Origin of the sequence: Xanthomonas arboricola, from assembly GCF_002940665.1 — a bacterium.
In the GTDB taxonomy this organism is placed as follows: domain Bacteria; phylum Pseudomonadota; class Gammaproteobacteria; order Xanthomonadales; family Xanthomonadaceae; genus Xanthomonas; species Xanthomonas arboricola_B.
In genome coordinates, this window is the sequence record NZ_MIGY01000002.1 from 1,145,406 (window position 1) to 1,167,091 (window position 21,686).

Below are 21,686 nucleotides of genomic sequence, written 5' to 3' on the forward strand. Positions count from 1 at the left end.
GTGCGCGGACAGTTGCGCCCCGCCATGTCCTGGATGAGGACTGCGATGGTCGAGGTGCCGCATGTGTTGCGGCACCTCTGACCTGATGGCTGACTCCGCGACCGGCACCAGGCGTCGCGCGGCATGTGCAGGCTCGGGTCCGTAGTGCCTGGTCCACCGCGCATCGCTGCACGGCAGGCCATGCAGCGATGCGCAACAGCGATCGCATCAGAAGGTCACGTACAGCGTGGCACGCAGGTTGCGCCCCGGTTCGCTGTAGCGACCGATGCCGTCGTCGGTGGCATAGCCGTACAGATAGAAATCGCCGCGGGTGACATTGCGGATGCGCGCCCACTGGTAGTAGCGCTCGTCGAACAGGTTGTAGACGCCGAGATTGACGCGCACGTGCGCGTTGAAGCGGTAGCTGCCGAACAGGTCGACTACGCTGTAGGCGTCGCTGAGGAACGGCTCGGCCGCAGCGCCGAAGATATCGTTCTCGACGTTGACGTCCTTGGCCTGCTTGGCCAGCGCGTGGGTGATGTTGGCGGTGACACGCAGGCGCTCGTCCAGGCCCTGCCAGCTCAGGCCGAGCACGCCGCGATCCGGATTGATGCTGTCCAGCGGGCGGCCATCTTCCAGCTCGCCCTGATTGTGGGTCCATGCCGCGCGCAGCAGCCAGGCGTCGCCGAGCTTGAACTGCGCATCCAGTTCCACGCCCTTGACCTGGACCTGACCGACGTTGAGCAGCGTGGTGTAGGCGTAGCCGTTGCGCGTGGTGCACACGCCGCGGGTACAGGTCTGGTAGAGCGTGCCGGCATCGGTGGTGACCGTCTCGCTCTGGATGAAGTCGTCGTAGCGGTCGCGGAACACCGACAGGCCCACGCGCGCCCAGTCGCTTTCCCAGCGCCAGCCCAGTTCCAGGTTGAGGCTGCGCTCGGCTTCGAGCGCGGGGTTGGCGGCCACCGTCGGCACGTTTACGGTGGCCCCTGTGTCCAGCCGGGTCAGTGCGGTGATGCTGGTCGGGGCGTACATCTCGGCGGTGGTCGGCGCCCGGAAGCCGCGCCCGGCCTGGAACCACAACGTCTGCTGCGGGGTGAACGCGTAGCTGATGCCGGCCTGCCAGGTCGGCGAGGCGAAGGTCACCTCGCGCACCGTGCCGGTGACGTCGACGAAGGTGGACGACAGCGTCGGCGCGTAGCGGTAGTGGTCGTAGCGCGCACCCAGGGTGAGCTGCAGGCGGTCGTCGAGCAGGCCGATGCGGTCGCGCAGGTACACGCTCCATGTGTCGGCATCGGTCTTGGGCACCTGCGCCGGGTCGACGGTGGCGGTGTCCAGCGTGCCGGCGTTGTTCCAGCGGTAGTCGATCGCGCTGAAATCGATGCTGCGGCGCTGCCAGGCCGCCCCGTACAGCAGCGCTTGCGACCACCCGCTTCCCTGCAGCCGCTTGTCGAAGTCGACCGCGAGGCGGTCCAGGGTCTGCTCGGTGTCGCGGTCCTCGGCACGGCGACACGGCAGCGCCACCGTGCAGCGGGTGGTGGCAGCGGTGGCCGGGGTGCTCGAGCTGCCGCTCTGGGTGAGGATGCGGGTGGTGCCGCGGCTGTCGGTCTGCTGGCGGTCGAGCTGCGCCTCCATGGTGTCGAACAAGGTGTTGTCGGCGTTCCAGATATAGCGCAGGCCATAGCGGTCACGGTCGTTGCTGTCTTCGCCGATGCGCTCGGCGTAGCTGGGCGCGCTGACGCGGCTCAGGTTGTCGACCCGGTTCTGCGAGCGATTGCGTTCGTACACCACGCCGATGCGGTGCTGCGCATTCGGCACCACGTCGAGCTTGGCCAGCACGTTGTCGCTCTGGCTGTCGACCGGGTCGGGCGTGCGCCGCGCGCTGCCGGTGTCGATGTCGGTGCTGGAGTACCAGCCTTCCGATTCGTGGCCCTCGCGGCGGGTGTAGGTCAACATCGATTCGACGATGCCGCTGCGGTTGGCGACGGTGAGGTTGCCGAGCAATTGGTCGTTATGGCCGGTGTAGCCGGTCTTCAGGCCGACATAACTGTCGTTGCCCTGTGCCTTGAGGTAGTCGTAGGGATCCTTGGTGGTGAACACCACCGCGCCACCGAGCGCGCCGCTGCCGGCACTGATGGAGTCGGCGCCCTTGACGATGTCCACGCGCTTGAGCGAATCGACGTCCACGCCGCCGCGGCCGGCGCGGAAGAACTCGTAGTCGCGCGCGGTCTCCACGCCCTCGGCCATCGACAGGCCATCGATGGTCATCGCCACCCGGTCGCCTTCCAGGCCGCGGATATTGAAGCCGTTCTCGCCGAAGCGGCCCATGTCGGCGATGCTGACGCCGGGGATGTAACGCACCAGGTCTTCCATGCTCTCGGCTTGCTCCTGCTGCAGCTGCGCGGTGTCGAGGGTGGTGACGTTCTGGTTGCTGGAGGCGCGCTTGTCGCGCGCGGCCTTCACTTCGACCGGGTCGAAGGTGGTGGCGTCGGCGGGTGCCTGTTCGGCATGCAGCGGGAAGGCCAGGCCAGCGGCGATCGCCAGGGCCAGCAGGGTCGGTGTCGAGGTCATCGTGGAGTCCACAGTCAGGAAAGAGGGAGGGGCGCCGGAAGGCGCGCACCTGGCTGCGGGCGGCAAGAGCGGTCGCGTGGCTGGGTGGGCCCGCCGGTGGCGGGCCAGGGGCGCGGGCGCCAAGGCCCGCATCAGCAGGTCAGTCGGCCCGGGCCGACGTGGTGGCCGGCGCTGGCGGCGGCAACGCGGCATCGCCGGCATCGACCACGCCGTCGTGGTTACGGTCGACGCGGGCGAAGGTGCGCAGCCCCGAGGCCTGATATTCGGCAAAGCTCATGCGCTGGTCCTTGTCGGTATCGAGCACGGTGAAACGCACATGCACCTGGCGGTCGTCGGCCTGCTCGAGCGCGGTAAGGCGGCGGTTGAGGCGGTCCTCGAACTCCACCCGGTACTCGTCCAGCGACAGCGCCGCGTTGCGGTCGCCGTCGGCACTGGCGAACTGCGCTGCGCGCAGGTCCGCGTACTCCTTGCGGCCCACCTTGTCGTCGCCGTTTTCGTCGTACAGCGCGACAAAGCCCTCGGCCGAGCCGCTGTCGGGCATGCCCGGGCGGCCACCGTCGCGATCGAAGGCGAGCGTCCGCTCGGTGCCGGCCTCCTTGGCCGCCGCCTCCAGCGCCGCCTGGCCGCGCGTCCAGTCCTGCGCCCCGGTGGCATCGAATTCGGCGCGCGACACCTGCCCGTCGCCGTCGATATCGAGTGCGGCAAAACGGGTCCGGCCCTGTGCCGCCTGAGCGCCGCGTTCCTGCTCCAGCGCACGCTGGCGGCGCTGGCGGAACTCGGCCACGTACTCGTCCTCGTCGACGCTGCCGTCGTGGTTGCGGTCGGTGGCGTCGAAGCGGGCGCGGCGGAAGGCCGCGAAGTCGGCGGCGGTAATGCGGCCGTCGTGGTCGTCGTCATGCTGGGTGATGAAGGCTTGCACGTTGTTGCCGTGCCCGCCGAGCAGCGGGCGCGGGTCGGACTGGGCGATTGCGGTCGCAGGAAGCAGCAGCGCGCACAGGCACGCGCCGGCCAGGGAGCCAGGGTTCATGGGTTGCCTCTTGAGGAAAAAAACGGTGCCGGGCCGTGGCGCTGGCTGGGCCTGCAGGCGGATCGGTGGGCCGGGCGGATGCGCCGCGCCGGTGGCGTCATGCTGGTGGGGCAATGCAACCGCCGCAGCGGCTGCGCGGCGCTATGGCTCCAGCACCTGGAAGGTGAGCGTGGTGCTGTTGCTGTACTCGCGCACCGGGGCATCGGGCGGGGCCGGGGTGCGGTGGCGGGTCAGCGCCAGCCAGGTGCCGGCGCGGTCCAGTTGCAGGGTGGCGCGGCCCGCTGCGTCGGTGGTCACGCTGACCTGCGCCGGCTTGCGGTCGGAGGTCCAGACCGCCTCGCTGATGTCCACGCTCTGCCTGGCCAGCGGCACGCCGTCGTACTGCACCGTGAAGGCGAAGGTCTCGCCGACGTACAGGTCGTTTGGATGCGTTACCGGCACCAGCTCCAGCCCGCGGTTGCGCGGCGCCAGTGCGCGTCGATCGGGTTTGCCGACGCTCAGATAGGTTTCCGCCAGGGTGCGCGACTGGAAACTGGCGATCAGCGTGGCGCCCTTGGGCATGGCTACGTTCGGGTCGCGCACGGTCTGCCGTTTGCCGTCCAGCTCCCAGGTGCGGAACTGCGCACCCACGCGCAGGCCGGTGCTGACCCGATAGGTGCCGGGCTGTTTGCCCAGGGTGTGTTCGACCACGGTGCGGGTGTCGAGCGGCTGCACCCGGGCCGGTTCGACATCGCGACCGTCGGGCCCGGTGATGCTGAAGTGGCTCTGGTCGAAGGCCGCTTCCGGGACGAAAAAGGTCTCGGCGAAGGCCGCGTCCAGGGTCACCGTCTGGCCGGGCTGGGGCGCGAAGGTGTTGGGTGCCAGATAAGGGGTGTGCGCAGAGGCGGACGCAGCGAGCAGCAGCGCCGACAAGGTCAGCAGTTTCATTGGGGGGCCCTGTTCCGAGTGGGTCGCTGGCGGAGGGCGCGGGGCGGCGCAGGAAGCTGGCTGACCACGGGATATTAACGAAAATGCGAATCGTTCACAACAAATAAGGGGCGGTGCGTCGCTGTTCTGTGCCGCGCGATCGATGACGTGCGCTCGGGCCGACGTGTACCGTGTCCGTTTCTCCGCGTCTCTTTTAGCCATGAGTACCTACCACCTGCAGCAGGTCTTTCGCCCCACCACCGTGGCGGTGGTGGGCGGCAGTCCGCGTGATCGCTCGGCCGGGCGGGCGGTGGTGCGCAACCTGCGCGCAGCCGGGTTTGCCGGGCAGATCGGCTGGGTGAGCCCGCGCTACAGCGAGATCGATGGCGTGCGCACGGTGGCGCGGCTGACCGATCTGGCCTGGGTGCCGGACCTGGTGGTGATCACCGCGCCGGCGCGCATCGTGCCGCGCATCGTGTCGATCGCGGCGCGACGCGGGGTGGCCGCGGCAATCATCCTCACCGCCGGGCTGGGCAGTGGCCCCGGCTCGCCGGCTGCGCGGATGGAGGCGGCCGCGCGCGCCAAGGGCATGCGCATCCTCGGCCCGCACTGCCTGGGCGTGATCGCCCCGCATGCGCGGCTCAATGCCAGCATCGCTGCGCATTGCCCGCAGGCCGGCGACCTGGCGCTGATTTCCGAATCCAGCGCGATTGCCGCCGCACTGGTGGAATGGGGCGTGGCGCGCTCGGTGGGGTTCTCGGCGGTGGTGTCGCTGGGCGATACGCTGGATGTGGATTTCGGCGATCTGCTCGACTACTTCGCCACCGACTACCGCACCCGCGCGATCCTGCTGTATGTCGAACGCATCGGCGATGCGCGCAAGTTCATGTCGGCCGCACGCGCCGCCGCGCGCGCCAAGCCGGTGGTGGTGGTCAAGTCCGGGCGCCAGTTCCGCATCAATCCCAATGCCGACACCCATGCGCAGGCGCTGGCCGGCTCGGATGCGGTGTATGGCGCGGCATTCGCGCGTGCCGGTCTGTTGCGGGTGGGCGCGCTGGACGAATTGTTCGCCGCCGCCGAAACCCTGGGCCGGCTCGGCAGTTTTCCCGGCCGGCGGCTGGCCATCCTCAGCAATGGCGGCGGGGTGGGGCAGCTGGCGGTGGACCAGTTGGTGCTGCGCGGCGGCACCCTGGCCGAGCTGTCGGCCAAGACGCTGGAGCGGCTGGATCAATCGCTGCCGCAGGGCTGGTCGCGCAGCAATCCGGTCGACATCATCGTCGATGCCGACGGGCCGCGTTATGCCGCGGCGATCGAAGCCTTGCTGGACGACCCCGAGAACGACGCACTGCTGGTGGTCAACGTGCCCACCGCATTCACCTCCTCGGCCGATGCGGCCAAGGCGCTGACCCGCGCGCTGGACCAACGCAACCGCCACCAGCGCGAAAAGCCGGTGTTCGCGGTATGGCTGGGCCAGGACGATGCGGCGATTGCCGCACTCAATGCCGCGCGCGTGCCCACCTTTGCGACCGAATCGGACGCGGTGCGCGGCTTCACCCACCTGGTGCGCTACCGCGAGGCGCAGGCGGCGTTGATGGAGACCCCGCCCAGCCTGCCGGAAGATTTCGTGGTGGATGCCGGCATCGCCCGCGCGCTGGTGGAGGAGGCGCTGGCCGCGGGCCAGCGCTGGCTGGATCCGGTGGCCACCAACCGGCTGCTGGCCGCCTACGGCATCCCGATCGTGCCGCTGCAGGTGGCCGCCACCGCCAACGAGGCCGCCTTGCTGGCCGACCCGTTACTGGCCGTCGGCCGCACGGTGACCTTGAAGGTGCTGTCCAGCGACATCGCGCACAAGTCCGATGTCGACGGCGTACGCCTGAACCTGTCCAGCGTGGCGGCGGTGCGCGAAGCGGCGACCGGCATCCTGGCGCGTGCGCGCACCGCGCACCCCAAGGCGGTGATCGATGGGGTGATCGTGCAGCCCACGGTGCTGCGGCCCAAGGCGCGCGAATTGATCGCAGGGATCGCCGACGACCCGGTGTTCGGCCCGGCGATCGTGTTCGGGCGCGGCGGCACTGCGGTGGAAGTGATCAACGACCGCGAGCTGGCGCTGCCGCCGCTGGACCTGCGTCTGGCCCACGAACTGATCGGGCGCACGCGGGTGTCGCGCATCCTCAAGGCCTACCGCGACGTGCCGGCCGCCGACGAGCGCGCGGTGGCATTGGTGCTGGTCAAGCTGGCGCAGCTGGCTGCCGACATCCCCGAGATCACCGAGCTGGATATCAACCCGCTGCTGGCCGACCGCGATGGCGTGATTGCGCTGGACGCGCGCGTGGCGGTGGCACCGGCGCGCAAGCTGCACAAGGGGCGCGGTCATCCGCGCTTTGCGATCTTTCCGTATCCGAAGGAATGGGAGCGCCAGATCGGGCTGGGCGATGGCACGCACGCGCTGGTGCGCCCGGTGCGCCCCGAGGACGATGCATTGTTCCGCGCGTTCTTCGCGCGGGTGACCGACGAAGACCTGCGGCTGCGCTTCTTCCAGTTGGTCAAGCATTTCAGCCACGAATTCATCGCGCGGCTGACCCAGCTCGATTACGCGCGCTCGATCGCGCTGGTGGCCATCGACCCCAAGACCGGCGACATGCTCGGCGCGGTGCGGCTGCATGCCGACGCCGACTACGAGCGTGGCGAGTACGGCATCCTGATCCGCTCCGACCTCAAGGGCCACGGCATCGGCTGGCAGCTGATGCGCATCATGATCGAGTACGCGCGCTGGCTGGGCCTGAAGCAGATCGAAGGCCAGGTGCTGCGCGAGAACCGCACCATGCTGGCAATGTGCCAGAGCCTGGGCTTCGGGGTCCGCCCGGATCCGGACGATGCGACCCTGATGGCGGTGACACTCCCTATAATGGGCGAGCCACGCCCGGCCTGACCTTGCGTCACGCCGCGGTCCCCCATCCTCCACCGCATGCCGGATCTGCCGGGCCCCGCCCTGGCCGGTTGCTCCGGCTGTCGTCTCGGCCCGCCTGGGAGTGTCAATGTTTCGCGATTTCAGAATGTCGTTCTTGGTCACAGCGATCTGCCTGGGCCTGGCTGCCTGGTGGGGTCATACCTCCGCGATGGGCATCTGGCAGGCGCTGTGGCTGTGCCTGGTGCTGAGCGTGCTGGAGGTGTCGTTGTCGTTCGACAACGCGGTGGTCAACGCCGGCGTGCTCAAGCACATGAATGCGTTCTGGCAGAAGCTGTTCCTCACCGTCGGCATCCTGATCGCGGTGTTCGGCATGCGCCTGGTGTTTCCGATCGTGATCGTGTCGGTGGCCACCGGCATGGGTCTGGTGCCGGTGATGCAGATGGCGCTGAAGGAGCCGGACCGCTACAGCCAGGTACTGACCGACAACTACCCGTCCATCGCCGCCTTCGGTGGCATGTTCCTGCTGCTGGTGTTCCTGAACTTCCTGTTCGACCAGGAGCGCAAGCTGCACTGGCTCGGGCCGGTGGAACGGCTGGTCGGCAAGCTGGGCAAGGCCGATGCGATGTCGGTGATCGTGGCGGTGTCGGTGCTGCTGGGCACCAAGCTGTTCCTGCCTGACGAAATCTTCCAGAGCGTGCTGTTCGCCGGCCTGGGCGGCATCCTGCTGTACCTGCTGGTCGGCAGCGTGGACGCGCTGTTCGAGGCCGAAGAGGGCGAGGACGGCATGGGCCCGGCCAAGCGCTCGGGTATTGCCGCCTTCCTGTACCTGGAAGTGCTGGACGCCTCGTTCTCGTTCGACGGGGTGATCGGCGCGTTCGCGATCACCCGCGATGTGGTGATCATCATGCTGGGCCTGGCGATCGGCGCGATGTTCGTGCGTTCGATGACGGTCTATCTGGTGCACAAGGGCACGCTGGACGAGTTCGTGTTCCTGGAGCACGGCGCCCATTACGCCATCGGCGTGCTGGCGATCATCATGCTGGTCGGCACCGTATACCACGTGCCGGAAGTGCTGACCGGCCTGATCGGCGTGGCCTTCATCGCCGCCTCGGTGTGGTCGTCGATCCGCTACCGCAAGCGCCACCATATCGGCCCGACCGAGATCTGATTGCTGCGCACGGGCAGCGCGCAAGGCGTCACGCCGTTTACTTGAGAGCGGCTGACAGCGCCTTCGTGGCCATCGGACCGGCGTCGCTGGTTCTGTGGCTTGGCTGCAGGGCTCTTGCCTGCCCACCCTCGACGCAGTGAGTTGCTGCAGGGCCCTTGTCCGCCCACCATCGCGGGACACGCCGCAAGTACGTCCATGTAGGCTCTGGCGCGGCATCCATGCCGCTCAAGGTTCCGCGACGGTGGGCGGACAAGGACCAGTCGAGATGGTCGGTGTGCACGGGTGGAGCCGTGTTTGATGCGCGTTGTTCGATCATGACGCGCCGGCTCAGCGTCCGACGCGCAATGCGCTACAGCAGCTTTCACGCGACCACCGACCAACTTTCTGGTGCGGTGTCCTCGCCGATTGCGGGACCGTTGGCGGCATGGATGCCGCCATCGAGCCCCCAGGGACGGGTTCACGGCGTGTCCCGCGAGCGGTGAGGGCACCGCACCCTCGACCTAAAGTCGGCAGGGCGAGTTTCCTCCCGTCGCCGGGGCCAGAGCAGGCGCCCCAGGCGTGGGGTGCCGCCTGAGGCAGTCACGGCCAAGCGCGACCGGCCTCAGCATCGATGGGTGTCGCAGCCGACCCAACCGGACCCAACCGGTCGACAGAATTGCCGTTTCGGGCCTTGACTGCGCACTCAGATTGGGCAGTCCGTGGCGGCGAATCGACCGTTCGTCAGATGGCGCTTTGCACCACAAGGGTTTACGGGCTTTTCCCACATTATGTGTTGACCCCTCATGGGTACCCCACTATCTTGGGGGAGTCGGTGGTTGGCTGCCCCAAGCAGCTGGACCTGAAAGAGCACGATCTGCAGTCGGTATGCGGTCGATCAGCCTCCTCGCCGCAACCGCATTCGGTGTCATCCAGCCATCCATGGCAATGCCGTGGCGCGGACTGCGTGGGCCGATGGGGTTGCGGTTGTTTCGCCACCGACCACTGCGCGACAGCACACCGCGCGGTGGCGGCCGTGGAATCTCCGGGAAGGAGATGGCTGGTGAAGGCGATGCCGCCGCAGACCGTGGGTCTTGCGTGCTGGTCGTCGCGCACCGCCATCGCTGTCCAGGGAATCCGGTCGCAGCCCGTCCCCAGCCGGGTTCGTGTGCCTACGCATGGAGGACGCATGACCACCAACGACACCTTTGCCGCGATCGCCGCCGGTACCGCAACACCCACCAGCGTTCCCGCCAGTGTCGCCGCGCCCGGTTGCGGCGCGCCGGAATTGACCGACCCGTCGGATATCGTGCCGCCTCCCCGCCAAGCCATTGCAATGCACGCACAGACCATCGAAGAACAAGCCGTCGCCACCTGGATCACCAAGGAAGCCGGCAACCGCCGGATCCCGTTCGAGCCGGAGCGCCTGGAGCGCGCCATCGACCAGATCCATGCCGACTTCCCGCAGCTGGACGTGTCCGACTACAAGCGCTCGGTGTTCGGCTTCGTCGACCGCAAGGACAGCGTCAACGCCGACGACCTGGTCGACCATCTGATCCGCGAGGCCGAGGCCCGCGTCGATCTGACCACCCCGGAGTGGGAGCACTTTGCCGCGCGCCTGTACCTGCGCCGCCTGTACAAGCGCGCCAGCCGCAACCGCTTCTACGACGCCAGCCAGAAGTACGGCTCGTTCGTCGGCCTGCAGGAGAGCCTGGCCGACCGCAATGTCTATTCCAACGACATCCTGCGCCGCTACTCCAAGGACGAACTGATCGAAGCCGGCAAGATGATCGAGCCCGAGCGCGACAAGCTGTTCGCCTACAACGGCCTGTACCTGCTGGCCACGCGCTACCTGGCCACCGACAACTCGCGCGGCGTGTTCGAGCTGCCGCAGGAGCGTTGGCTGACCATCGCGCTGTACCTGATGCAGGACGAGATCGGCAACGGCAAGGGCAGCCGCGAGCGCCGCATGCAGCTGGTCGGCGAGGCCTACTGGGCGCTGTCCAACCTGTACATGACCGTGGCCACCCCGACCCTGGCCAATGCCGGCAAGGTCGGCGGCCAGCTGTCGAGCTGCTTCATCGACACCGTCGACGACAGCCTGCAGGGCATCTACGACTCCAATACCGACGTGGCGCGCGTGTCCAAGCACGGCGGCGGCGTGGGCGCGTATCTGGGCTATGTGCGTTCGTCCGGTTCGGCGATCCGCGGGGTGTCCAATTCCTCCGGCGGCGTGGTGCCGTGGATCAAGCAGCTCAACAACACTGCGGTGTCGGTGGATCAGCTGGGCCAGCGCAAGGGCGCCATCGCGGTCTATCTGGACATCTTCCACCGCGACATCGAGTCGTTCCTGGATCTGCGCCTGAACAACGGCGACCAGCGCCTGCGCGCGCACGACGTGTTCACCTCGGTGTGCATCCCCGACCTGTTCATGGAAGCGGTCGAGCGTCGCGGCGACTGGTATCTGTTCGATCCGCACGAAGTGAAGCGGATCAAGGGCTGGTACCTGCAGGACTTCTTTGATGAGAAGAAGGGCGACGCCAACAGCAGCTTCCGTCGCAAGTACGAGGAAGTGGTCGCCGACGAGCGCATCACCCGCAAGACGGTCAAGGCGATCGAGATCTTCAAGCGCATCATGGTCAGCCAGCTGGAAACCGGCAACCCGTTCATGTTCTATCGCGATGAGGTCAATCGCAAGAACCCGAACAAGCACGAGGGCATGGTCTATTCGTCCAACCTGTGCACCGAGATCCTGCAGAACATGAGCCCGACGCGGATGATGCAGGAGATCATCAGCGGCAATCAGATCGTCACCACCAAGAAGGCCGGCGACTTCGTCGTGTGCAACCTGTCCTCGATCAACCTGGGCCGTGCGATCACCGTGCAGGCAGACCAGGCCGATCTGCTGGGCGCCGACGTGCTGGAGCGCTTGATCCCGATCCAGGTGCGCATGCTCGACAACGTGATCGATCTGAACCAGTTGCCGGTGCCGCAGGCCACCATCACCAACCAGAAGTACCGCGCCATCGGCCTGGGCACCTTCGGCTGGCACCATCTGCTGGCGCAGAAATCCATCCACTGGAATGCCACCGAAGCCGAGGACTACAGCGACGAGCTGTACGAGCGCATCAACTATCTGACCGTCCAGGCGAGCATGGAGCTGGCCAAGGAAAAGGGCACCTACAGCGTGTTCCGCGGCAGCGACTGGCACACCGGCGAGTACTTCCGTGCGCGCGACTACAACAGCCCGCAGTGGCTGGAGCTGTCCGCGCAGGTGGCCGTCAACGGCGTGCGCAATGCCTGGATGCTGGCGGTTGCGCCGAACATGAGCACCGCGCAGATCGCCGGCTCCACCGCCTCGATCGACCCGATCTACAGCGCGTTCTACTACGAAGAGAAGAAGGACTTCCGTCGTCCGGTCGCCGCACCTGGCCTGTCGCTGGAAACCTGGCCGTACTACGAAAAGGGCGCCTACAAGGTCGACCAGTTCGCCAGCGTGCGCCAGAACGCGCGTCGCCAGCGGCATATCGACCAGTCGATCAGCTTCAATTTCTACGTGCCCAGCACCATCCGTGCGAGCACCTTGCTGGACCTGCACATGACGGCCTGGCGCGAAGGCCTGAAGACCACGTACTACGTGCGCTCCAACGACATCGACATCAGCGAATGCGAGTGGTGTAGCAGCTAAGCGCATTCGCGCTTCGCTTCCACGGTTCGCGTTGCGAACCGTGGACCCTGCTTCATCAGCTCCCACACCCCGCGCCCTCGGCGCGCCCCCTGACTCAGGGGGCTTTCCTCCAGAACCATCGCTGCCGTCGTCCTTGATGCGCGCGCGCGACGCCTGAAATACGAGTAGAGACCCATGTCCGCAACACCGCTTGAGCGCATCAAGATCCTGGAGCCGCGTCACCCGAATCGCTCCACCGCCATCATCAATGGCCAGACGTCCGGCATCCTCAACTGGAACGACATCCCGTACCCGTCCTTCTATCGGGCCTACAAGGAGCTGTCGACCAACTTCTGGATCCCAGACGAAGTGGACATGAAGGGCGACGCACGCCAGTACAACGAGCTGTCGGCGCGCGAGAAGAATGCCTACGACTCGATCATCGGCCTGCTGGCAACGCTGGATTCGCCGCAGACGCGCTTCATCTACAACGTCGCCGAATACATCACCGACCCGGCTGCGCATGCCAATGCCGCGATCATCGGCCAGCAGGAAGTGATCCATAACGAGAGCTACAGCTACGTGCTGGCCTCGATCACCGGCCTGGCCGATCAGAATCGCGTGTTCGAGATCGCGCGTACGCATCCGACCATCATCAAGCGCAATGCGCCGATCATGGGCGCCTACGAAGACTTCATGCGCGACAAGACGGCCGAAACACTGATCCGCGCGCTGATCCAGTCCTCGATCCTGGAAGGCATCAACTTCTATTCCGGCTTTGCGTATTTCTACAATCTGGTGCGCCAGAACCGCATGACCGGCACCGGCAAGATCATCAGCTTCATCAACCGTGACGAGCTGGCCCATTCCAAGTTCATCAGCGAGCTGATTCGCGCCATCATCGGCGAGAACCAGGCATTGCAGGGCGACCAGCTCACCGATTACGTGCACAAGGCGTTCGAGCACGCAATCGACCTGGAAACCCAGTGGACCGCCGAAGTGCTGGACGGCATCGACGGCATCGACGTCGACGAGATGATCCGCTACGTGAAGTACCGCGCCAACAAGATGGCCGGCATGCTCGGCATCGAGAAGCTGTACGAAGGCGCCAACGACAACGTGATGCCGTGGATCAAGGCCTACGCCGACAACTTCACCGAGACCAAGACCGACTTCTTCGAAATGCGCAACGCCTCGTACAAGAAGACCAACTCGGACAACGGCTTCGACGATCTGTGAGGCGGAACTATCAACACTTCTCTGTAATTTTACCTACAAGTACGGGGGCACCATGAGCAAGCGATTGGATCCACGCATCTCGTCTAGTCGCATGCGACTTGAGAACCCGTACGCGCACATGGAAGAAATTGAGGCGTGCTGGCAAGCGGGCAATGACCAGAATCGGTATCGATTTGCGAGTTCGGACGGTAAGGCCTTCTCTACAAAGAAAAGCCATAGCTTTGAGTCGATAGAGGCACAAGCTAAAGAGTTGCAACGCGCGATTTGGAAGAAGCGGACAGATCTCGGGCTTAGCCAGAACGTGCACCCGATTGACGTCTTAGACCCGCAGCTTGCCGCGGAGCTTCTGGGCTTCGACTTCACCCTTCATTCTAGTCTTGGTTGGATGATCAACGGCAACCGCCAAGTTTCGGTCGCGGGCATGATTAATCAATCGACTCGATCCATCCAAATCGCAATGGACGCTGACCCAAGAGTCATGCGTTTTACTGCGGCTCATGAGATCGGCCACGCAATTCTTCATCCTGATCAAACAGAGCTACATCGGGATCAGCCATTAGACGGAGTTAGGCAAGCGCGCAATCGAACCGAACTTGAGGCAGACAAGTTCGCGACCTACTTTTTGCTGCCAGAGAAGCTTCTCACCGAAGAATTTAAGTCTCGCTTCCTGGGTGTTTTTGCCCTCGATGAGCAGACCGCATTTGCTCTACTGAGTAAGCCTATTTTCAAAGTGATTGAAGCTCTTCCGACTCTTCGTCACATCTCTAGGAAGCTTGCGAGTGCGACTTATTACAACGGCTCCCCCTTCGTATCGTTGTCCGAGTCTTTTGGAGTCAGCGTCGAAGCAATGGCCATTCGACTCGAAGAACTGAAACTCGTTATTGAGTGATTGCTTCTCCGAGATGCACATCCTCCTCGCCCACACTTCGCTCAGCGGCAATACGCGTGATGTCGCGCGTGCGATCCACGCGCGCTGCGAGGAACTGGGTCATGCTGTGACTTGGATCGATGCAGATATCCAGACGCTGGCGCAGGCGTGCCCGGACGGCGCCGTGCATGATCTCTACATCCTCGGCAGCTGGAGCATCAATGCCGGACGCACGCCGCCGGAGATGAAGTGTTTCATCGAGGAGCTCGTCGCCGCGGTCGGCAAGCCGGAGCGCCTGGCAGTGTTTGGCACCGGCGAGACGCAGTGGGGCGAGGAGAACTACTGCGGCGCGGCTCGGCGTATGGCCGCATTCTTCGGCACGCGCTACCCGCGGCTTGAGATCGAACAGATGCCCCACGGCGAACGCGACGCCACCAAGATCCAACGCTGGACCGACCACATTCTTGCCTGTACAGAGACATCCCCCCATGCAAACTCTCCACGCCTCCACGCCTGACGACTACGTCGCCGCCCTGGCTGCGCATCCGCGCTTACTGGTCGACTACTACAAGGACAATTGCCCGGGTTGCAAGATGCTCGACATGTCGCTGACCAAGTTCGCCGCAAGCGAGGACGCTGCGGGCGTCGCACTACTCAAGGTGAAGCTGGAAGTGGTTGGCGAGGAGTTCTTTCGCAGCCTGGGCCTGCGGCAGACGCCGACCTTAGCGCTGTTCAAGGACGGCAGCGAGGTGGCACGCCTGCCCGGCTTCCAGTCGCCGGCGCAGGTGGAAACCGCGGTCAAGACCAGCCTCTGAGCCACCGTGGCGCGCAGCCGCCTGCGGTTGCAGGTCATCGCATCGGAAAGGTAGCTGCATGCCGCCGCCTAAGCGAGCGAGCGCGACGCAATCTGATGCTCGCGTAGGAGCGGCCCCGGCCGCGACCGCCGTCCCGACAAACCCCATCGTGCACCCGGCAGTACACGCGACAGCCACGCCGCATGCCACCATCGGCCAACCCTCTCACAGCAACATCGCGCACGCGCAGCGTCGACACGATGGCTGCCAATCGCCGCTGCGCTACGTTCCGGCGTACGCCGCTGCGACCGCCTATCCTGTCGGTGCCAGGCTGCTGCAATCGCCCTGGCACGCAGTGCCCCCTTCCCTGGAAACCCCGCATGTCAGACAGCCTGCAGACCCAGCCACCGACCGAAGTCCGCATGGCCGAGATCGTGTTCCCCAACCATACCAACCACATGGGCACGCTGTTCGGTGGGCAGGCGCTGGCGTGGATGGACAAGGCCGCCTTCCTGGCGGCATCGCGCTATGCGCGCCGTGCGGTAGTGACCGCGCGCTCGGACCAGGTGGATTTCAAGCTGCCGATCCGTCAGGGCCAGATGGTGGAAACCATCGCGCGGGTGGTGTCGGTGGGGCGCAGTTCGATCAAGGTGGAAGTGGAACTGATCGCCGAGGATCTGCTCAGCGGCGCACGCGAGCTGTGCACCCGCGGCCACTTCGTGATGATCGCGCTCGGCGACGACGGCAAGCCGACCACGGTGCCGCCGCTGTTCGTTACCGGCGACTGACGGCGGTCATTCCTCGACCTCGCGGTCCTCGCGCTTGGTTTCCGCCATCGCCTCGGGCTCCAGCTCTTCGGCGCTGCGATTGAGTTTGACGAAGACGCCCCAGGCGATCAGCAGCAGCGCCGCGCACAGGCCCACTGCCGCCGCATACGGCAGCTTGGCGGGGTCGTCGTGCATCAGCTCGAAGATCGACACCAGCGTCTCGATCGCCAGCGCAATCACGATCACCACGAAGAACCGCGACAGGTAGCGGCGCACACGCGTAGGGCCGCTGACCTTGACGTCGCGCAGGATCTCTTCCTCGAAGATGGTCTGGCCCAGTTCCAGCGTCACCAGCGCCACGGTGAGCAGGCCGATCGCCTCCAGCACCACGTTGAAGCGGTCGCGCACCACCATGTCGCCGCCGGGGGTAAAGCCATGCCACAGCTCCAGTGCGGCCATCGCCACCAGACCCGCCGCGCACAGCACGAAAAACGCCAGGATCACGAAATGACCGGCACGGAACAGGTGGCTGAGCAGCTTCATCGGAGGCGACACGGGCGAGGGGAGGCAGAGCATCGTGTGCACCGCGTCGTGATGGCGCGAAGGCAGTGGCAACATCCACGTCGGAGGCATCGCATTGCGGAGGTATCGCGTGAGGTGTGTCGACGCCTCGCGCCAAGGCGACGCATGCGCCTGATCGAAGCAGGCCCCAGCGGCCGGTTGTTTGCGCAGATTGCCAGATCGGGGCCACAAGGGTGCCAACTAGCTGCGACCTCCGCTACCCGAGGTGCAAGCCGCGCCCAAAAGAAAAGCCGGTAGCCGGAGCGCACCCTTCCCCACCGGGGACGGTGCCCGCAGAGCGGATGGGGTACCGTCTACACGTATCCCTGCCGCACCCGCACGCCAACCTCAGCTATGCCGCAACACCTGATACGCCTGCAGATGCACATTCGCCGCCATCAGCAGCGGCGCATTGCGCCCTGTCTCGCGCACCCGCTTCAACATGTCGCCGACGATCTGCGCCGCTTCCACCTCCTGGCCGGCTTCCAGGTCGCGCAGCATCGAGGCCTTCAGCGGCGAATCCACCTGCAACAAGGTCTGCAGCGCCTTGGCGCGCGCAGCTTCCGGAATCGGCTGCCCGGCCGCATCGGCGGCCCACAGGCATTCGTTGTACAAGCCGTTGATCAACGCACGCCCGTCGTCGGTGGCCACGATCGCCCCGACCGGCGCACGCATCAGGCAGGTGGCCGCCGCCAGCGCGGTGAGGAAGCTGTACTTGATCCACTGCTCCTGCGCGATCTGCTCGCTGGCCACATGATCGATGCCGGCCTGCGCGCAGGCCGCCGCAAGCGCCTGCACCCGCGCGGACGCGGCGCCGCCATCGCGCTCGCCGAAGGTCATCGCCGCCGGCTTGCCCAGGTGCAGGATCTGCCCGTGCTCGCCCTTGGTCGCGCTGATGAAGCACAGCCCGCCCAGCACCCGTGCTGCACCGAAATGCTCGTCCAGCGCCGCGTAATGGCGCAGGCCGTTGAGGATCGGCAGCACCGTGGTGTGCTCGCCCACCGCCGGCGCAATCGCCTCGATCGCGCTGTCCAGGTCGTAGGCCTTGCAGCTGAGGATCACTAGATCGAACGGCCGCTGCGCCACCAGGGCCGGCAGGTCCTGCGCGGTGACATGCGCCACCGGCAGATCCGCATCGCCCAACGGACTGCGGATGCGCAGGCCATCGGCCTGCAGCTGCGCCGCGCGCGCGTCGCGCACCAGAAAGGTCACATCGACACCGGCCTGCGCCAGACGTCCGCCGAAATAACCGCCGGTACCGCCGGCGCCGAGGATGAGGATACGCATCGCCATCGTCATCAGCTCCGTAAACCCACGCCACGGCGCAGCAGCCACAGCGCCAGCGCGCTGAGGACCGCGACAAAGCCCAGCATCAGCGCGTAGGCGACCCAGATCGGCACGTCGGAGCTGCCGAGCAGGCCGTAGCGGAACGCGTTGACCATGTAGAAGATCGGGTTGGCGTGGGTGGCCGCTTCGGCCCATGGCGGCAGCAACTTCACCGAGTAGAACACGCCGCCCAGATAGGTCAGCGGGGTCAGGATGAAGGTCGGCACGATCGCCACGTCGTCGAACTTCTTGGCGTACACCGCGTTGACGAAGCCGGCCAGCGAGAAGATGGTCGCACCCAGCAGCACCGTGGTCAGCGTGACCAGCGGATGCGGGATACGCACAGGCGTAAAGAACATCGCGATGATCAGCACCAACGCCCCGACCATCACCCCACGCAGCACCGCGCCGGAGACGTAGCCCCACAGGATCACCCAGTTGGGCATCGGGCTGACCAGCAGCTCTTCCACGTGCCGGCCGAACTTGGCGCCGAAGAAGCTGGAGGAGATGTTGCCGTAGCTGTTCTGGATCACGCTCATCATCACCAGGCCCGGCACGATGAACTGCATGTACGAGTAGCCGCCCATGTCGCCCACGCGCGAGCCGATCAGCCCGCCGAAGATCAAGAAGTACAGCGTCATGGTGATGGCCGGCGGCACCAGGGTCTGGCCCCAGATGCGCAGGATGCGCTGCACTTCGCGGCGCACGATGGTGCCCAGCGCAATCCAGTTGCGGCGCGCATTGGTGGGTTCGGTCACGGTGCGGATCTCGTTCATGGCTGGCCTCCGCTGCGCGGCTGCGCGGGCGGTGTGCCGTTGGGGGCGACAGGCGTGGGGGCGCTGGCCGGTACCGGGGCGTCACCGGTCAGGCGCACGAACAGTTCTTCCAGGCGATTGCTCTTGGTGCGCATCGAGCGTACCCGGATGCCGGCGCTGCCGAGCGTGGCGAACACGCGGTTGAGGTCCATCGCGCGCGGCATGTCCAGGTCCAGCGTGTGGCCATCGATGGCGGTGAGCGTGGTGCCTTCGATCATCGGCAGTTCGGCCGGCAGGGCGCCGTCGATATCGAACAGGAAGCCTTCCACGTCCAGCTTGGCCAGCAGCTCGCGCATCGGCCCCTGGGTGACGATCTGGCCGTGGTTGATGATGGCCAGGTTGCGGCACAGGTGCTCGGCTTCTTCCAGGTAATGCGTGGTCAGGATGATGGTGGTGCCGGCGGCGTTGATCTCCTTGAGCACGCGCCACATGTCGCGGCGGATCTCGATGTCCACGCCGGCAGTGGGCTCGTCCAGGATCAGCAGGCGCGGCTGGGTCATCATGGCGCGGGCGATCATCAGCCGGCGCTTCATGCCGCCGGACAGCGTGCGGCTCATCACCTGGGCCTTTTCCCACAGGTGCGAGCGGCGCAGCTCCGCTTCGGCCAGGCGCTCGGCCTCGGCGCGCGGCATGCCGTAGAAACCGGCGTAATTGACCAGGATGTCGAAGGGTTTTTCGAATAGATTGAAGTTGACCTCCTGCGGGACCAGGCCGATCAGGCGCATCGCATCGCTGCGATGGCCGACCAGGTCGGTGCCGAACACTTCCACCTGGCCGGCGGACAGGTTCACCAGCGAGCTGATGATGCCGATCAGGGTGGATTTGCCGGCGCCGTTGGGGCCGAGCAGGGCAAAGAAATCGCCTGGCGCCACATCCAGCGAAACGCCCTTGAGCGCCTGGGTGCCGTTGTCGTAGGTCTTGCGCAGATCGCACACACGCAGCGCGGGTGCGGTGATCGGAGATGGAGAATTCAAGATGTTCCTTCGCGTCAGCGTGACGGCGCAGCGAGTTGCAGGCCGTTATTATAGAAGCCCGCGGGGGCAAGCCCCGATCACAGACTGTCCCAAATACGTTCGTGCCCGTTCAATTCCCCCTCAAGCTTGTCGACCGGCGCATGATTGCGCCCACCGTGGCCCACTGCCAGTTCCTGCGTGACGACGGCCAGCCGCTGGATTTCCAGCCCGGGCAGTTCATCCAGATCCATTTCGATGCCGCCGACGGTACGCCGACCAAGCGCAGCTATTCGCTGGCGACCATCCACGACCATGCGTTCGGACCGGGCGAGGCAGTGGATATCGCGGTGAGCTTCGTGCCCGGCGGCTCGGCCACCGCGCTGTTCGAAGGCCTGCAGATCGGCGACCAGTTGCAGGCCAGCGGTCCCTACGGACGCTTCTGCCTGCCGCCGGGCGACCACAACCGGCGTTATGTGCTGATCGCCACCGGTACCGGCGTCACCCCATACCGGTCGATGCTGCCGCTGCTGGCCGAGGCGATCGCCACCCGCGGCGTGCAGGTGCTGCTGCTGCAGGGCGCACGCATGCCGGCCGAGCTGTTGTACGGCGAGGACTTCCGTGCGTTTGCCGATGCGCATCCGCAATTCCGCTATGTGCCGTGTTTTTCGCGCGCACTGCCCGAGCAGCCGCATGCGGATGTGCGCCAGGGTTACGTGCAGCAGCAGCTGGCCGAATGCGCGCCCGACGCGCAGGGCGATATCGCCTACCTGTGCGGCAACCCGGACATGGTGGACAGCTGCATCGAGGCGTTGAAGGCCGCCGGCCTGCCGAACGCGCAGATCCGCCGCGAGAAATACGTCAGCCCGGCGCCGGCGAAAACCTGAGCCAATCCACGGTGCCGGGCTGGCTTGCTCGGCAACTGCCGATCGCGCCGGTGCGCCGGCGCCGACGCGTTCAAGCCCCTCGACAGCATCGCGATGCTGTCCCGGTCATCCCTCTCGCCCACTGTGCGCTGCTGCAGTCGCATCCTGTGCTCCGGCGTGGTGCAACTGGAGCCACTGCTGTTCGGGCTCTCGCTGACCGCTTCCGCGCTGACTACTGCAGGGCGACGAATGTAGCGCGCTGCCGAATCGTCAGGCCGCAGCCCGCGCCGCTGGCGGGCGCTGCAATTCGACGGTGATGTGCACCAGTTCTTCGTGGATCTGCAAGGCAGTGCGGACCAGGTCCGCATCGATGTTGGCCGCCGTGACCAGACTGACGACGCAGGCATAACGATCGCTGCCCACGCGCCAGACATGCAGGTCGCCGATGTCGATGGCATGCGGCAGCTCGGCGATGACCTGCTTCACTTCTTCCACCACCGGCGCATCCATCTCCGCATCCAGCAGCACGCGGCCGGTACTGCGCAGCAGCCCCCCCGCCCACACGGCGACCAGCACCGCGCCGACCATGCCCATGATCGGATCCAGCCAGGTCACGCCCCAGTACATGCCGGCAAGCAGCGCGACAATCGCCAGGACCGAGGTCGCCGCGTCGGCCATCACGTGCAGATACGCGGCACGCAAGTTGAGATCGGCATGCCCATCGTGGTGATGACCATGACCATGACCATGACCGTCATGCGCGTGGTCGTGGCCGTGGTGATGGCCATGCGAGTCGCGTAACCACCAGGCGCAAATCAGGTTGACCAGCAGGCCGATGACGGCAATGACGGTGGCTTCCTGGTACTGGATGGGCTTGGGCGAGAACAGCCGTTCCAGCGACTGGAACGCCATCAGGCCGGCCACGCCCAACAGCAGGATGGCGCTGGTATAGCCCCCGAGCACTTCGACCTTCCAGGTGCCGAAGCTGAAACGCAGGTCGTTGGCATTGCGCCGCGCGAAGCGGTAGGCGAACAGTGCCAGCCCCAGCGCCAGCGCGTGCGAGCTCATATGCCAGCCATCGGCGAGCAGGGCCATGGAGTTGAGCGTCCAGCCGCCGACGATCTCTACCACCATCATGACTACGGTCAGGATGACGGCCTTGCGAGTGCTGCGCTCGGCAAGCGGATTAGCGCTGGCGAATGTGTGCGACTGCGCGCAGTGCGGCGCGGCGTGCGTGATCGACATCGGAAGGGGCTCTGGCTACGATACCCCCCTATGGTATCTCACATACCCCCAGGGGG

The 21,686-nt window shown here is 65.9% G+C and carries 17 protein-coding genes; 9 read left to right on the plus strand and 8 right to left on the minus strand.

The genetic code is table 11. The features are described 5' to 3' along the window. Positions 1-207 precede the first annotated feature (207 nt). From XarjCFBP7645_RS12060 to XarjCFBP7645_RS12070, 3 genes are all read right to left on the minus strand, one after another. A complete protein-coding gene (locus tag XarjCFBP7645_RS12060) occupies positions 208-2,547 on the minus strand; it encodes a TonB-dependent hemoglobin/transferrin/lactoferrin family receptor (protein WP_104537650.1) in 2,340 nt (779 codons plus the stop codon). A gap of 139 nt (positions 2,548-2,686) precedes the next feature. Continuing rightward, entirely contained in the window at positions 2,687-3,574 is an 888-nt protein-coding gene (locus XarjCFBP7645_RS12065; protein WP_104537651.1) for an EF-hand domain-containing protein, read from the minus strand. Between the two features lie 141 nt (positions 3,575-3,715). Beyond that, positions 3,716-4,501 carry a DUF4198 domain-containing protein gene (locus tag XarjCFBP7645_RS12070; protein ID WP_016904362.1) on the minus strand — a complete coding sequence of 262 codons (786 nt, stop codon included), beginning with the start codon at positions 4,499-4,501 and terminating at the stop codon, positions 3,716-3,718. A 199-nt stretch (positions 4,502-4,700) separates the two neighbouring features. On the opposite strand from XarjCFBP7645_RS12070, the gene XarjCFBP7645_RS12075 reads away from it, so the two are divergent. The 8 genes from XarjCFBP7645_RS12075 (at position 4,701) to XarjCFBP7645_RS12120 (ending at position 15,888) form a co-directional block, all read left to right on the plus strand. Then, positions 4,701-7,409 (plus strand): bifunctional acetate--CoA ligase family protein/GNAT family N-acetyltransferase, encoded by a 2,709-nt coding sequence (locus tag XarjCFBP7645_RS12075; protein WP_102596997.1) that lies wholly within the window; start codon positions 4,701-4,703, stop codon positions 7,407-7,409. Between the two features lie 106 nt (positions 7,410-7,515). After that, complete coding sequence (locus XarjCFBP7645_RS12080; RefSeq protein WP_026064785.1) at positions 7,516-8,556, plus strand: DUF475 domain-containing protein; 1,041 nt, start codon at positions 7,516-7,518, stop codon at positions 8,554-8,556. A gap of 1,165 nt (positions 8,557-9,721) precedes the next feature. After that, positions 9,722-12,220: a ribonucleoside-diphosphate reductase subunit alpha gene (locus XarjCFBP7645_RS12090; RefSeq protein WP_104537652.1), complete on the plus strand. Its 2,499-nt coding sequence runs from the start codon at positions 9,722-9,724 to the stop codon at positions 12,218-12,220. 174 nt (positions 12,221-12,394) lie between these two features. Continuing rightward, on the plus strand, positions 12,395-13,438 hold the full coding sequence (locus tag XarjCFBP7645_RS12100) for a ribonucleotide-diphosphate reductase subunit beta (RefSeq protein ID WP_104537654.1): 1,044 nt from the start codon (positions 12,395-12,397) through the stop codon (positions 13,436-13,438). A gap of 52 nt (positions 13,439-13,490) precedes the next feature. Beyond that, positions 13,491-14,327 (plus strand): ImmA/IrrE family metallo-endopeptidase, encoded by an 837-nt coding sequence (locus XarjCFBP7645_RS12105; RefSeq protein ID WP_258079555.1) that lies wholly within the window; start codon positions 13,491-13,493, stop codon positions 14,325-14,327. A gap of 13 nt (positions 14,328-14,340) precedes the next feature. Then, the gene (locus XarjCFBP7645_RS12110) at positions 14,341-14,823 is read left to right on the plus strand and encodes a flavodoxin (RefSeq protein WP_104537656.1); all 483 of its coding nucleotides are present in this window, start codon (positions 14,341-14,343) and stop codon (positions 14,821-14,823) included. After that, positions 14,795-15,121 (plus strand): thioredoxin family protein, encoded by a 327-nt coding sequence (locus XarjCFBP7645_RS12115; protein WP_104537657.1) that lies wholly within the window; start codon positions 14,795-14,797, stop codon positions 15,119-15,121. The genes XarjCFBP7645_RS12110 and XarjCFBP7645_RS12115 overlap by 29 nt, the downstream gene beginning before the upstream one ends. Before the next feature lie 359 nt (positions 15,122-15,480). Then, the gene (locus tag XarjCFBP7645_RS12120; RefSeq protein ID WP_104537658.1) at positions 15,481-15,888 is read left to right on the plus strand and encodes an acyl-CoA thioesterase; all 408 of its coding nucleotides are present in this window, start codon (positions 15,481-15,483) and stop codon (positions 15,886-15,888) included. Positions 15,889-15,894: 6 nt separating this feature from the next. Here XarjCFBP7645_RS12120 and XarjCFBP7645_RS12125 read toward each other — a convergent pair whose 3' ends face one another. From XarjCFBP7645_RS12125 to XarjCFBP7645_RS12140, 4 genes are all read right to left on the minus strand, one after another. Further along, positions 15,895-16,410: a hypothetical protein gene (locus XarjCFBP7645_RS12125; protein WP_166776095.1), complete on the minus strand. Its 516-nt coding sequence runs from the start codon at positions 16,408-16,410 to the stop codon at positions 15,895-15,897. A gap of 366 nt (positions 16,411-16,776) precedes the next feature. Then, on the minus strand, positions 16,777-17,721 hold the full coding sequence (gene panE, locus XarjCFBP7645_RS12130) for a 2-dehydropantoate 2-reductase (RefSeq protein ID WP_181126303.1): 945 nt from the start codon (positions 17,719-17,721) through the stop codon (positions 16,777-16,779). A gap of 5 nt (positions 17,722-17,726) precedes the next feature. Next, on the minus strand, positions 17,727-18,530 hold the full coding sequence (locus XarjCFBP7645_RS12135) for an ABC transporter permease (RefSeq protein ID WP_016903649.1): 804 nt from the start codon (positions 18,528-18,530) through the stop codon (positions 17,727-17,729). Then, the gene (locus XarjCFBP7645_RS12140; protein WP_104537659.1) at positions 18,527-19,543 is read right to left on the minus strand and encodes an ABC transporter ATP-binding protein; all 1,017 of its coding nucleotides are present in this window, start codon (positions 19,541-19,543) and stop codon (positions 18,527-18,529) included. The genes XarjCFBP7645_RS12135 and XarjCFBP7645_RS12140 overlap by 4 nt, the downstream gene beginning before the upstream one ends. 35 nt (positions 19,544-19,578) lie before the next feature. Between XarjCFBP7645_RS12140 and XarjCFBP7645_RS12145 the strand changes: the two genes are divergently transcribed. Next, on the plus strand, positions 19,579-20,406 hold the full coding sequence (locus XarjCFBP7645_RS12145; RefSeq protein ID WP_181126304.1) for a ferredoxin--NADP reductase: 828 nt from the start codon (positions 19,579-19,581) through the stop codon (positions 20,404-20,406). A gap of 249 nt (positions 20,407-20,655) precedes the next feature. Here the strand turns inward: XarjCFBP7645_RS12145 and dmeF are convergent, their stop codons facing one another. Next, entirely contained in the window at positions 20,656-21,630 is a 975-nt protein-coding gene (gene dmeF, locus XarjCFBP7645_RS12150; protein WP_104537661.1) for a CDF family Co(II)/Ni(II) efflux transporter DmeF, read from the minus strand. Positions 21,631-21,686 lie beyond the last annotated feature (56 nt).